This window comes from Amycolatopsis sp. NPDC003865, assembly GCF_053605345.1.
On record NZ_JBSGJA010000019.1, the window covers coordinates 167,023 to 179,173 of the forward strand.

The following is a 12,151-nucleotide window of genomic DNA, read 5'->3' on the forward strand; positions in this document are numbered from 1 at the left end:
TCACCGTGAGTCGCAACACAGGAGGTCGACGATGACAACCCGGATCAGCCCCACGACCACGGGGACCGCGAGCGAAAAGCGCGTGATCGGCAACGTGCTGCGCGGCTCCATCGGCAACCTGGTCGAGTGGTACGACTGGTACGCCTACGCCGCGTTCACCACGTACTTCGCCAAGTCCTTCTTCCCCACCACCGACACCACGGCCGCGTTCCTCGGCACCGCGGCCGTGTTCGCGGTCGGGTTCCTCATGCGCCCGCTCGGCGGCTGGATGCTGGGCCGGTTCGCCGACCGCTTCGGCCGCCGGAGCGCGCTGGTGCTTTCGGTCACGCTGATGGCGGGCGGCTCCCTGCTCATCGCCGTGACGCCGAGCTATCACACGATCGGGCTCGCGGCGCCGATCCTGCTGCTGGTCGCCCGGCTGATCCAGGGGCTGTCCGTCGGCGGCGAGTACTCCACCTCGGCGACCTACCTGTCCGAAGTGGCCACTCCCGGCAAACGCGGCTTCTACTCGAGCTTCCAGTACGTCACGCTCTACGGTGGCCAGCTGCTGGCCCTGGGCCTCCAGCTGATCCTCCAGGGCCTGCTCACCGAACAGCAGCTGACGTCGTGGGGCTGGCGGATCGCCTTCGGCGTCGGCACGGTGGCCGCGCTCAGCGTCATGTGGCTGCGCCGCGGCATGGACGAGTCCGAGAGCTACACCCGCGAAGCGGACGAGAGCAAGACGACCGGCGAACGCGGCACGCTGCGCGCACTCGCCAAGTACCCCAAGGAGATCGCGCTCGTCGTCGGCCTGACCCTCGGCGGCACGGTGGCGTTCTACACCTTCGCCACCTACAGCCAGAAGTTCCTCGAGAACACCGCCCACATCCCGCGGCGCACGGTCACCATCATCCTGTTCTCGGCGATCCTGCTGGCCGCGATCCTGCAGCCGCTGGCGGGCAGGCTGTCCGACCGGATCGGCCGGCGCCCGCTGCTGCTGTTCTTCGGCATCGCGGGCACGCTGCTCACCGTCCCGATCATGACCGTGATGGGCTCGACCCGGAACCCGGTCGGCGCGTTCTTCCTCGTCCTGGCCGGGCTCGTCGTCGTCGCGGGCTACACCTCGATCAACGCGATCGTGAAGGCCGAGCTGTTCCCGACGAAGATCCGCGCGATCGGCGTCGGCCTGCCGTACGCGCTCACCGTCGCGATCTTCGGCGGCACCGCGGAGCTCATCGCACAGGCGCTCAAGAGCGCCGGGCACGAGTCGGTCTTCTTCTGGTACGTCGCGGGCTGCGTCCTGGTTTCCCTGATCGTCTACGGCACAATGCGGGAAACCTCGAAGACCTCCGAGCTGGAAGAGCGCTGAGAAGGGGATGACCGTGCGCGTGCTCCTCGTCGAAGACGACGCGGGGGTCGCGGGCGCGCTGGCGGAGTCGCTGCACGCGCGCGGTCATCCCGTCACCAGCGTCGGCCGCGGGGCCGACGCGCTGCACCGCCACCGCGACGCCGACCTCGTCCTGCTGGACCTCGGCCTGCCCGACCTCGACGGGCTGGACGTGCTGCGGAAGATCCGCGCGGTGTCCCCGGTGCCGGTCATCGTCCTGACCGCCCGCGGCGACGAACGCTCGGTGGTCAGGGGCCTGCGCCTGGGCGCGGACGACTACCTCACCAAGCCGGTGCGGCTGGCCGAGCTGCTGGCCCGGATGGACGCCGTCGTGCGCCGCGCGGTGGCTCGCGACGCCCCGGCCGGTGACGTCGTGCGCGTCGAAGACGTCGAGATCGACCTCGGCGCCCGCCGGGTGCTCGTCGCCGGGAACGACGTCGGGCTCACCACGAAGGAGTTCGAGATCCTGGCCGTGCTGGCCGCCCGCCCGGGCACCGCGGTCAGCCGCCAGCAGCTGATGGACGAGGTGTGGGGCGACGCCTACCTCGCGGTCTCGCGCTCGCTCGACGTCCACCTGACCGGGCTGCGCGCGAAGCTGGACCGGCCGGGCCTGCTCACCACCATCCGCGGCTTCGGCTACCGGCTCGGCCGGGACTGACCCGTGCGCACCCGGCTGCTGGTCGTGCTGGTCGCCCTCGCCCTCGCGGTGGTCGCGGCGTTCGCCGTGCCGCTGCTGGCCTCCACCGCCGAGCAGCGCACCCAGCAGCTGGTCATCTCCCGCACCGCCGACGTCGACCGGTTCGTCGTGCTGGCCCAGCAGGCCGTCGACACGCGCGACCCGGCCGCGCTCGCAGCCGACGCGGCCCGCTACGCCGAGCTGTACGGCGAAGGCGTCGTGATCGTCGACGCGCGCCGGGACCCGCTGGTCCAGGCCGGCGGGCTCACCGCGGCCGACCCGGCGGTGCACGCGCTGGTGGAAGCCACCATGCGCAACGAACCCGCGCCGCAGGTGGGCAACCTCGGCCCGTGGTCGGCCGAGCCTGCCTACTTCGCGCGTCCGGTCGGCACGGGCACCCGCGTGTCCGGCGTGGTCGTGCTGCGGGCCTCGGTGACGGCGGCGGCCGCGGACGTCGCCACCCGCTGGGGCACCATCGGCGCCGGCGCGCTGCTGGTCGCGGTGGTGTTCGTGCTGCTGGCCGTGGTGCTGGCCCGCTGGATGGTCCGGCCGCTGCACGAGCTGGAGACCGGCGTGCTGGCCGTCGCCGCCGGGCACCGCGCGCACGTCCCGGAGCGCGCCGGGCCGCGTGAGCTGCGCGTGCTGGCCGGCGAGGTCAACCGGATGTCCGAAGCGGTGCTCGAAGCGGCCGAGCAACAGCACCGGCTGGTCGCCGACGCCTCCCACCAGCTGCGCAACCCCATGGCGGCGCTACGGCTGCGCGTCGACTCCCTGGATGCGCAGGTGACCGGCGACAACACCACCTACCGGGCAACCGTCGCCGAGGTCGAACGCCTGGAGAAGCTGCTCGACGGCTTGCTGGCCCTCGCGCTGGCCGAGAGCACGGCGACGCGGGTCGCGGCCGGCGGCGCGGACGAGTCCTGCGACCTCGCCTCCGTGCTCGCCGAACGCGTCGACGCCTGGCGGCCGGCCGCCGAAGACGCGGGCTCGACGATCGTCCCGCCACCGGGCCACGACGAACCGGTGACCGTGCGTTGTCCCGAGGGCGAACTCGCGCAGATCCTCGACGTGTTGTTGGACAACGCCGTCCACTACGCGGGCCACGGCGCGAAGATCACGACGGACTGGGAAGCGGGCGCTTCGACCGCCACGCTGGTCGTCCGCGACGACGGTCCCGGTCTGTCCACTGAGGACCGGGCACGGGCGACCGAGCGGTTCTGGCGCGCCGGCGGCGAAGGCGCCCCGCGCGGCACCGGGCTCGGGCTGGCCATCGCGCACCAGCAGGTGCGCACCCGCGGCGGCATCCTGGAACTGCGTCAGGCCCTCCCCCGCGGGCTCGAAGTCCGCGTCACGCTGCCCTTGGCGGCCCCATGACCCTCACGCGGCGCACGGCTCTCCTCGGCGGCCTCGGGCTCGCCCTGACCGGTTGTTCGACGTCCGGCTACGGCGGCCCCGAGCGGACGGTCACCATCGCCGCCGGGGAACGCGGCGGCTTCTACCTCGCCTTCGCCGAACTGCTCGCCACCCAGCTGAGCCGCGCCGAGCCGAGGCTGCACGCCACCGCCGTGCCGACCGAAGCGAGCGTCGCCAACGTCGAGCTGGTGCGCCGCGGGCAGGCCGACCTCGGGCTCGTCCTGGCCGACGTCGCCCAGACGGCGCTGACCGGCGGCACGCCGTTCGGCGGCAAGGTGCCGCTGCTCGCGCTCGGCCGCGTCTACGAGAACTACCTCCAGCTCGTGGTGCGCGCGGACGGGCCGGTGCGGCGGCTCGGCGACCTGGCCGGCCGTCCGGTGTCGCTCGGCGCGGGCGGCTCCGGCGCGGCGCAGCTCGGCGAACGCCTCTTCGCCAAGGCCGGCGTCACCGTCGACGCCCGGCACCTGCTCTTCGACGACGCCGTCCGCGCGCTGGCCGGCCGTCGCGTCGACGCCATGCTGTGGTCCGGCGGGGTGCCGACGCCGAAGCTCGCGGACCTCACCCGCACGACCCCGATCGCCCTGGTGCCCCTGGACGCGGTGGTGCCCGCGCTGCGCGCGGCGTACGGGCCCGTCTACGACCAGGTCCAGGTGCCCGACGGCGCCTACCGCGGCGTCGGCGCGCTGGGCACCATCGGCGTCGCGAACCTGCTGGTCTGCTCCCCCGCCCTGCCCGACGACGTCGCCACGGCCGTCGTCCGGCTGCTCGTCGAACGGGCCACCGACCTGGTGCCCGCCGAGGCCGTCGGGACGCAGTTCCTCGACGTCCGCACGCTCATCGGCACGCAGCCGGTGCCGCTGCAGCCGGGCGCGGCGGCCGCGTACCGGGCGCTGCACGGCTGAACGCTAGATTGGGCCGGTGACCGAACCCCGCCGCCCCGTCGCCGAGCTGCCGCTGCGCGTGCGCTACCACGAGTGCGACGGCCAGGGCATCGTCTTCAACGCCCACTACCTGGCCTATGTGGACATGTGCTCCTTCGAGGCGGAGAAGGCGCTCTTCGGTTCGCACGAAGAGTTCCTGGCCCACCGCACCGACGTCGTCGTGGCGGAGGCGAACGTGAAGTTCCGCGCCCCGGCCCGCTACGACGACGAGCTGGTCGTCTCGCAGTACCTGAACCACCTCGGCACGACGTCGCTGATCTTCGACTTCGAGATCCACCGCGGCGAGACCCCGATCGCGGCGGCGACGCTGCGGTACGTGTTCATCGACCCGGAGACGCTGCGCCCCGCGGCGCCACCGGAAGCGGTCCGCAAGGCCTACGCCGCCCTGCTCGGGGACTGAGCCCGTGTTCCGCGTTCTCTTCTACCAGCCGGAAATCCCGCCGAACACCGGCAACGCGATCCGGCTCGCCGCGAACACCGGGTGCGAGCTGCACCTGGTCGAGCCGCTCGGGTTCACGCTGGCGGACAAGCAGCTGCGCCGCGCGGGGCTCGACTACCACGACCTGGCACGGGTGCACGTCCACGCGAACCTGGCGGCGGCCTGGGAAGTGCTGCTGCCGGCCAAGGTGTACGCGTTCAGCGCGTCGGCGACGCGGCTGTACACGGAGGTGTCCTACGCGCCGGGCGATGTGCTGATGTTCGGCCCGGAGTCGGTGGGGCTCCCCGCCGACGTCCAGCAGGCACCGGAAGTGACCGACCGCGTGCGGCTGCCGATGCTGCCGACGAGCCGGTCGCTCAACCTCGCCAACACGGCGGCCATCACGGTTTACGAAGCCTGGCGGCAGAACGGGTTCGCGGGCTCGTGATCACCGTCCGGTAGGTTCGCCGGATGCGACAGCAGTTCCTGGGGGCGCTCATCGGCGCCGCGTTCGGCACCGTGTTCGTCCTGGTCAACTCCGGTGATCCGCTTCCCGCCGCGGTCGGCTGGGTGCTGCGCGCCCTCGCCGTGCTCGCGCTCGCGGCGGTGGTCGTCCTCGGCCTCCGCGCGGGCGGCCGGCCCACGCTGGAGGGCCGGCCGGTGTTCGGGCCGAGCTACCGGGTGATCGTCATCGGTGAGGTCGTGCTGCTGATCGCCGGGTTCTTCGTGCTGAGCCTGCTCGACGCGCCGGTGCAGGCGAACGTCGCGTGGATCGCCACCATCGTCGGCCTGCACTTCGTCGCGCTCGCCTCGGCGTGGAAGACCCGCTCCATCCTGGTGGTCGGCGTGGTCCTGACCGTGCTCGGCGTCGTCGGCCTGGCCCTGCTCGGCAGCGCCGCGGCCTGGGTTCCTTTCGTCAGCGGGGTGCTCTCCGGGGTGACCCTGCTCGGCGGAAGCCTTTACGGCGTCCGCCGAGCCTGAGTCACGGCAGTCTCTGCCCGTAGAACAAGCTCGCCGCCGCGCCGAGCATCAGGATCAGCGTCCCCGCGACCACCCACGGCTTGCTCGCGTCGGCGTCCTTCAGCTCGTAGCCGATCTGCTCGCCGAGGTCCGCGTAGACCTTCTTCAGCTCCTCGGCGCTGGCCGCCTTGTAGAAGTCGCCGCCCGACAGCCGGGCGATCTCGCGCAGCGATTCGTCGTCCACGCTCACCGGCTGGGCCTTGCCGTCGATGTCGACCGAGCCGTGCGTCGTGCCGAACGAGATCGACGAGATCGGCACGCCGGCCTGCTTCGCCGCCTGCGCCGCCGTGTAGCCGCCGCGTGCCGCGTAGAGGTCCTCCGGCACCGTCTGCTTGCCGTCGGACATCAGCACGATCCGCGCCGGCGGCGGCCCGTCGGCCCCGCCCACGACGCTGGAGAAGCTCTCCACCGACTGCAGGGCCGCGAAGATGCCTTCGCCGGTCGCCGTGGACTGGGCCAGCTTCAGGTTCTCGATCGCCTTGATCACGCCGTTGCGGTCGGTCGTCGGGTTGACCAGCACGGTCGCCGTGCCCGCGAACGAGATCAGGCCCAGGTTGATGCCCGGGGTCATGTTCCGCGCGAACTGCGTCGCCGCGTCCTGGGCCGCCTTCAGCCGCGTCGGGGCGACGTCGGTGGCCTCCATCGACAGCGACACGTCGATCACCAGCATCACCGTCGCCCGGTTGCGCGGCACCTTCTGCTCCGCGGTCGGGCCGGCCAGCGCCACGGTGAGGATCAGCAGCGACAGCACGATCAGCACCGCCGGCAGGTGCCGCACCCAGCCCTGGCTCTTCGGCGCGACCTTCTCCAGCAACGCGAGGTTGGCGAACCGCATGGTCCGCTTCCGCCGCGCGCGCTGCGCCAGCACGTACCCGATGGCGACCGCCGCGACGGCGATCAGCAGCAGGAACCACCACGGCGCGGTGAAGCCCGTCAGACTCATGCGCACACCTCGCTGACGCTCGGTGCGGCCTGAGTCGGCAACGCTGTGTTGAATGGTTCGGTCGCAAGCTCCCTCACGCCACACCCCCCGACCAGCGGCGCTTGCGGGCGACGACGAACCGCACCATGTCGGCGATCCAGTCGGCGTCCGTGCGCAGCGTCAGGTGGGCCGCCCCCGCGCGCCGCAGGCCGGCCGCCACCTGCTGGCGGTGGGCGTGGGCCGCGGCCCCGAACTCCTTGCGCAGCAAGGCCGACGCATGCACTTCGCGCTGCTTCCCTGTCTCCGGGTCGGCCAGCACGACGGTGCCCACCTCGGGCAGGTCGACGTCGCGCGGGTCGAGGACTTCGATCGCGATCAGTTCGTGGCGCCCGCCCAGCGCCCGCAGCGGCCGCTCCCAGGACAGGTCGCCCAGGAAGTCGGAGATGACCACGGCCAGGCCACGGCGGCGCGGCGGACGGCGCAGCGCTTCCAAGGCCTGCGCGAAGTCACCGCGGGTGCCCTCGGCCGCCCGCGGCGTCTCGGCCAGCTTCCGCACCAGGCCGCGGGCGTGCGCGAGGCCGCCGCGGGCCGGGATGCGGGCCGTCTCGGCACCGGTGGAGACCAGCGCGCCGATCCGGTTGCCGCCGCCTCCGGTCAGGTGCGCGACCGCCGCGACCGCGCAGACCACGAGGTCGCGCTTCTCGCACAGGGCCGTGCCGAAGTCGAGGCTCGCCGACAGGTCGGCCACCACCCACGTCTCCAGCTCGCGGTCGGCCACGGTCTCGCGGATGTGCGGGGTCGTGGTGCGGGCGGTGACCGCCCAGTCCATCCGGCGGACGTCGTCGCCGGGCTGGTACGGACGGGCCTCGCCGGGCTCGGACCCCGGCCCCGGCACGAGGCCGAGGTGGTTGCCCTGCAGCAGCCCGTCGAGCCGGCGGCGGACGTCGAGCTCGAGGGTCCGGAGCCCGGCTTCCATCCGGTCGCCCCGCAGCACCGGGGGCGCCCACGAAGGGCGTTCGCCCTTCTCGTTCTTCGCCATCGCCGGGTTACCTGACCGGCGCGCCCGCCGGGACCGGGCCGCCCTGGCCGGCCCCGCCCTGCGGCCGGGCCGAGACCTGCGGCAGCGGCACGGTCTGCAGCACGCGCGTGATGATGTGGTCGATCGGCACACCGTCGGCGAGGGCGTCGTAGGACAGCACGAGCCGGTGGCGCAGCACGTCCGGGACGACGTCGACGACGTCCTGCGGCAGCACGTAGTCGCGCCCGCGGACCAGGGCCAGCGCGCGGGCGGCGGCGATGATGCCGAGGCTCGCGCGCGGCGAGGCACCGTAGGACACCCAGCCGGCGACGTCGGCGAGGCCGTGCTCGTTCGGCGTCCGGGTGGTCAGCACGAGCCGCACGACGTAGTCGACCAGCGCGTGGTGGACGAACACCTGCGACGCGACGCCCTGCAGCCGGACCAGCTCGCCCGGGCTGAGCACCTCGTGCGGGGTGGGCGGGGTGACACCCATCCGGTAGATGATCTCGCGCTCCTCCTCGGCGGAGGGGTACTCGACGAGGATCTTGAACAGGAAGCGGTCGCGCTGCGCCTCCGGCAGCGGGTACACGCCCTCGTTCTCGATCGGGTTCTGGGTGGCCAGCACGAGGAACGGGTCGGGCATCGGGAACGTCTGCCCGCCGATCGACACGTGCCGCTCGGCCATCACCTCGAGCATCGCCGACTGGACCTTGGCGGGTGCGCGGTTGATCTCGTCGGCGAGCACGAAGTTCGCCACGACCGGGCCGAGCTCGACGTCGAAGCGCTCGGCGCCCTGGCGGTAGATCCGGGTGCCGAGGATGTCGGCGGGCACCAGGTCGGGGGTGAACTGGACGCGGGAGAACGAGCCGCCGACGACGCGGGCGAACGTCTCGACGGCGAGGGTCTTCGCCACGCCGGGCACGCCTTCGAGCAGCAGGTGGCCCTTGGCCAGCAGGCCGACCAGCATCCGCTCGACCAGGCGGTCCTGGCCGACGATGATCCGCTTGACCTCGAACACGGTCCGCTCCAGCAACTGGGCGTCCCGCGCCGGTGTCGCCTGCTGGCCGTTCCCGCCCTCGGCGTAGCCGGGCTCGGTCACTCTGCCTCCTCGAAAGTTCGTGCGCCGCCCCCGCGACGGTGATCACGCGGTGCGACCGTACTGCGTCCCCCGGTCGTCCGTCGCATCCGGCACGCGGACGCGCGGGTTCGCCCGTGAGTAGCCAACACCTCCCCCGGTGTGACATCTGTGAAGCTGCCCGTCAGCGGTGCCGCTCGAGGTCCTCGGGGGTGTCGATATCGTCCGCTTCGCCCCGTTCGGCCGGGACCTCGGTGACGCTCAGTCCGCCGAGCACCCGGCGCAGCGCCGCGTTCTCGGTCTGCTCGGGCAGCGCCGCCCGCAGCGCCGCGACCCGCCACGCGCCCAGCAGCCACTGCCGGGCGCCGGCGCCGTCGACCAGCACCGCGCCGTCACCGTCGCCGAGCGCGGCGACCAGGCGGTCCACTGTGGACTTCCGGACGCCGGGGAGATCGGCGGCCAGCACGACGACCGCTTCGACGTCGTCCGGCACGAAGGCGAGCCCCGCGGCCAGCGCCGCCACCGGCCCGGTGCCCGGCACCGGTTCCCGGGTCCACACGACGTCGAAGCCGGGCCGTCGCGGCCCGACCGCGATGACGCGCTCGGCGCCGCCCAGGGCGTGGATCGCACGGGCCAGCAACGGCTTCCCGCCCACCGAGAGGGCCGGTTTGTCCACACCGGACAGTCTGCGCGCCGAACCCCCGGCCACCACGATCCCCGCGTACCGCATCCCGGGAATCTAGCCCATACTGGACGCGTGTCCTACACCGTCGAGCCCCGCGTCGACGCCTACATCGACGCCCTGCCCGAGTGGCAGCAGGCGATCTGCCGGGAGGTCCGCGAGCTGGTCCACGCGGCGGACCCCGAGGTCGTCGAGACCATCAAGCGCACCCGGCAGCCCTACTTCGTGCTCCAGGGCAACGTCTGCGCGCTGCTGGCGGCCAAGGACCACGTCAACGTCTTCGTCTACGACGGCGGCATCGTCCCCGACCCGGACGGCATCATCACCGCCGGGCACGGCAACAAGACCGCGCGCACGGTCGCCTTCCGCGAGGGCGAGCCGATCAACGCGCCCGCGCTCACGGCGATGTTCCGGCAGATCATCGCGAACAACCGCGCCGGTGGCTGGCGCAAGCTCAAGCGCGGGTGAGCACGAGGTAAGCCAGGCCGAGCACACCCCGGTAGACGCCCACGTACTCGCGCAACCGCCGGTCAAGCCACTCCCCGACCTCCCCCGCCCGCGGGTCGTCCGGGTGCGCGGCCAGCCAGTCCTCCCAGCCGGCCCGTGAGGTCGACTCGAAGTCGTCCCATTCGAGCTGGTCGGCCGTGCTGAGGTGGCGAACGCGCCAGCCGGCCGCGGTCGCGGCGTCGAGCAGCTCCGGCAGCGTGAGCATGTCCGGGCCGAAGATCTCGCGGGCCGCGTCGTCCGGGGGTGCCGCCCAGAAACCGTCGCCGTAGAGCAGCCGGCCCGACGGCACCACCCGGGCCAGCCGCGCCAACGCCGCCTTCGTCGATCCGAAGATGTGCGCCGAGCCGATGCAGAAGGCCCGCTCGGCGGGACCGTCCCAGGTCGCGGCGTCCGCCTCGACGAAGTCCACCGCCAAGCCGCGCTCGCCGGCCGCCGCCCGGCCCCTCGCCAGCGCGCCCTCGTCGGTGTCGACCCCGGTCACGCGCAGGCCCGGCGCCCGGGCCGCGGCCCGCAGCGGCAGCTCACCCCAGCCACAGCCGAGGTCGACCAGGCGTCCCTCGTCCAGGGCCATGCGATCGAGCAGCAGCTGCGCGTGCGGTTCGGACAGCGGCGTGTTCCAGCGCATCCGCGAGCGCCGCAGCGCGTTCAGTTCGTCGTCCACCCGGCCGATCCTGTCGGCTCGGCCACCCGGGCGTCGAGCGGGTTTCAGCCGATCAGGCGGGTCGCGTACGGCATGATCCCGCCGTAGCGGACCGGCGCGATCCGGACGCGCAGGCCGGACTGCGGCGCCTCGACCATCTGGCCGCCGCCGAGGTAGAGCGCGACGTGGTGGATACCGCCCGCGCCGCCCCAGAACAGCATGTCGCCGCGGCGCATCTGCGACAGCGGGACCCGGCGCCCGGCCGTGTACTGGTAGCCGCTGTAGTGCGGCAGCGACGTCACCCCGGCGAAGGCGTAGATCATCAGGCCGGAGCAGTCGAAGCCGATCTTGTTGTAGTCGCCGTACCGGTCGGCGACCCCGCCGTCGCGGATGCCGCGCGTCGGGCCGCTCGCGTTGCCGCCGCCCCACGCGTAGGGCAGGCCGATCTTCGACAGCGCCCGCGCGATGACCGCCTCGATCGACGAACCGGCCGGGCCCGACGGCGGCCTGCTCGCCGGGCGGCCGCCCCCGCCGGACGAGCCCAGCGCGGCCTGGCGGGCGCGTTCGTCGTCCTCGCGCTGCTTCTCGGCGAGCCAGTCCTGGTAGCGCTGCCGCTGGCCCTGCAGGCCGTTGACCTTGGCCTGGGCGGCGTAGAGCTGCTGTTCGACGTCGGACTTGTTCTTCTCGAGCTGCGTGTTCTGCGTCGCCTGGCTGTCCTGGGCCGCGATGGCCGCGGACTGCGCGGAGTCCGCGCTGGTCTTCGCCTGGCGGGCGGCGTCCTGCTTCTGCTGGGCGATCTCCGCGGCCTTGCGGGCGGCGGCGTCCTTGTTCGACTTCTCGGTCTGCGCCTGCTGGAGCCGGTCGAGGGCGTTGAGCCGGTCGCCGCCGACGGCGTCGAGCAGCTGCGCGCGGGCCAGCATGTCCTTCGGGCTGTCGGCGCTCAGGTACGCCGAAAGCGAGCCGACCGTGCTGCCCTGCTGGAAGCTCGCGGCGGCGAAGGTCTTGAGGTCGTTGCGGGCCTTCTCGATGGCTCCGGCCGCCGCGTCGGCCTCGGTCCGGGCGGCCTTCGCGTCGTTTTCCGCCTGGGTGGCGGCGTCCTGCGCGGACTGCAGGTCGACCAGGGCCTTGTTGGCCTCTTCCTGCTTGAGCTCGACGTCGTCCTGCAGCTGCGACAGCTTCTGCTCGGCCTGGGCGAGCTGGTTGGTCAGCCGGCCGACCTCGCCGGCCTTCGCGTTCGCTTCGGCCTTGCTGGAGTTGATGTCCGAGTCGCTCGGGTTGGGCGGCGGCGGAGGCGCCGCGAGGCCCGTGCCGCCGGCACCGAACAAGATCACCAGCGTGAGCGCGCTCACGGTGAGTCCACGGCGGGTCCGCGGCACCTCCGGACCCCCACGCCGTCCCGCCACGACCGCCCACCTCCGCTCACCTGCGCACATCGCGCGTCACTGCAGTCACACCACTATCACAAGCATCACC

Annotated in this window: 14 protein-coding genes; 8 read left to right on the plus strand and 6 right to left on the minus strand. The window is 73.0% G+C overall.

The genetic code is table 11. The annotated features are described in order from the left end of the window. Window positions 1-31 precede the first annotated feature (31 nt). The 7 genes from ACWEVP_RS36495 to ACWEVP_RS36525 are packed head-to-tail and all read left to right on the plus strand — an operon-like array spanning window position 32 to window position 5,795. Complete coding sequence (locus ACWEVP_RS36495) at window positions 32-1,348, plus strand: MFS transporter (RefSeq protein ID WP_452067129.1); 1,317 nt, start codon at window positions 32-34, stop codon at window positions 1,346-1,348. A gap of 7 nt (window positions 1,349-1,355) precedes the next feature. Continuing rightward, window positions 1,356-2,024 (plus strand): response regulator transcription factor, encoded by a 669-nt coding sequence (locus ACWEVP_RS36500; RefSeq protein WP_452067130.1) that lies wholly within the window; start codon window positions 1,356-1,358, stop codon window positions 2,022-2,024. Window positions 2,025-2,027: 3 nt separating this feature from the next. Beyond that, a complete protein-coding gene (locus ACWEVP_RS36505; RefSeq protein ID WP_452067131.1) occupies window positions 2,028-3,416 on the plus strand; it encodes a sensor histidine kinase in 1,389 nt (462 codons plus the stop codon). Continuing rightward, complete coding sequence (locus tag ACWEVP_RS36510) at window positions 3,413-4,357, plus strand: TAXI family TRAP transporter solute-binding subunit (RefSeq protein ID WP_452067132.1); 945 nt, start codon at window positions 3,413-3,415, stop codon at window positions 4,355-4,357. The genes ACWEVP_RS36505 and ACWEVP_RS36510 overlap by 4 nt, the downstream gene beginning before the upstream one ends. Window positions 4,358-4,373: 16 nt before the next feature. After that, window positions 4,374-4,796, plus strand: a complete 423-nt coding sequence (locus tag ACWEVP_RS36515; RefSeq protein ID WP_452067133.1) for an acyl-CoA thioesterase — start codon at window positions 4,374-4,376, stop codon at window positions 4,794-4,796. Window positions 4,797-4,800: 4 nt separating this feature from the next. Next, window positions 4,801-5,262: a tRNA (cytidine(34)-2'-O)-methyltransferase gene (locus tag ACWEVP_RS36520; RefSeq protein ID WP_452067134.1), complete on the plus strand. Its 462-nt coding sequence runs from the start codon at window positions 4,801-4,803 to the stop codon at window positions 5,260-5,262. 23 nt (window positions 5,263-5,285) lie between these two features. Further along, a complete protein-coding gene (locus ACWEVP_RS36525) occupies window positions 5,286-5,795 on the plus strand; it encodes a hypothetical protein (protein ID WP_452067135.1) in 510 nt (169 codons plus the stop codon). Window position 5,796: 1 nt separating this feature from the next. Here the strand turns inward: ACWEVP_RS36525 and ACWEVP_RS36530 are convergent, their stop codons facing one another. The 4 genes from ACWEVP_RS36530 to mobA all read right to left on the minus strand — a co-directional run bounded on the left by ACWEVP_RS36530 (window position 5,797) and on the right by mobA (window position 9,579). Next, complete coding sequence (locus ACWEVP_RS36530) at window positions 5,797-6,777, minus strand: VWA domain-containing protein (RefSeq protein ID WP_452067136.1); 981 nt, start codon at window positions 6,775-6,777, stop codon at window positions 5,797-5,799. 73 nt (window positions 6,778-6,850) lie between these two features. Continuing rightward, window positions 6,851-7,795, minus strand: coding sequence for a DUF58 domain-containing protein (locus ACWEVP_RS36535; RefSeq protein ID WP_452067137.1), 945 nt, complete (start codon window positions 7,793-7,795; stop codon window positions 6,851-6,853). A 7-nt stretch (window positions 7,796-7,802) separates the two neighbouring features. Beyond that, window positions 7,803-8,873, minus strand: a complete 1,071-nt coding sequence (locus tag ACWEVP_RS36540) for an AAA family ATPase (RefSeq protein WP_086673929.1) — start codon at window positions 8,871-8,873, stop codon at window positions 7,803-7,805. Window positions 8,874-9,033: 160 nt separating this feature from the next. After that, window positions 9,034-9,579, minus strand: coding sequence for a molybdenum cofactor guanylyltransferase (mobA, locus tag ACWEVP_RS36545; protein ID WP_452067138.1), 546 nt, complete (start codon window positions 9,577-9,579; stop codon window positions 9,034-9,036). 27 nt (window positions 9,580-9,606) lie between these two features. Between mobA and ACWEVP_RS36550 the strand changes: the two genes are divergently transcribed. Beyond that, complete coding sequence (locus ACWEVP_RS36550; protein WP_452067139.1) at window positions 9,607-9,999, plus strand: DUF1801 domain-containing protein; 393 nt, start codon at window positions 9,607-9,609, stop codon at window positions 9,997-9,999. On the opposite strand, the gene ACWEVP_RS36555 is transcribed toward ACWEVP_RS36550, so the two are convergent. After that, complete coding sequence (locus tag ACWEVP_RS36555) at window positions 9,986-10,699, minus strand: SAM-dependent methyltransferase (protein ID WP_452067140.1); 714 nt, start codon at window positions 10,697-10,699, stop codon at window positions 9,986-9,988. The genes ACWEVP_RS36550 and ACWEVP_RS36555 overlap by 14 nt on opposite strands. A gap of 44 nt (window positions 10,700-10,743) precedes the next feature. Next, a complete protein-coding gene (locus tag ACWEVP_RS36560; protein WP_452067193.1) occupies window positions 10,744-12,054 on the minus strand; it encodes an NlpC/P60 family protein in 1,311 nt (436 codons plus the stop codon). Window positions 12,055-12,151 lie beyond the last annotated feature (97 nt).

Excerpts from the sequence above, each read along its gene's own strand:
- ACWEVP_RS36525 (WP_452067135.1), top strand. The coding sequence starts at position 5,286 with ATGCGACAGCAGTTCCTGGGGGCGCTCATCGGCGCCGCGTTCGGCACC.
- ACWEVP_RS36495 (WP_452067129.1), top strand. The coding sequence starts at position 32 with ATGACAACCCGGATCAGCCCCACGACCACGGGGACCGCGAGCGAAAAG.
- ACWEVP_RS36510 (WP_452067132.1), top strand. The coding sequence starts at position 3,413 with ATGACCCTCACGCGGCGCACGGCTCTCCTCGGCGGCCTCGGGCTCGCC.
- ACWEVP_RS36530 (WP_452067136.1), bottom strand. The coding sequence starts at position 6,777 with ATGAGTCTGACGGGCTTCACCGCGCCGTGGTGGTTCCTGCTGCTGATC.
- mobA (WP_452067138.1), bottom strand. The coding sequence starts at position 9,579 with ATGCGGTACGCGGGGATCGTGGTGGCCGGGGGTTCGGCGCGCAGACTG.
- ACWEVP_RS36500 (WP_452067130.1), top strand. The coding sequence starts at position 1,356 with ATGACCGTGCGCGTGCTCCTCGTCGAAGACGACGCGGGGGTCGCGGGC.
- ACWEVP_RS36535 (WP_452067137.1), bottom strand. The coding sequence starts at position 7,795 with ATGGCGAAGAACGAGAAGGGCGAACGCCCTTCGTGGGCGCCCCCGGTG.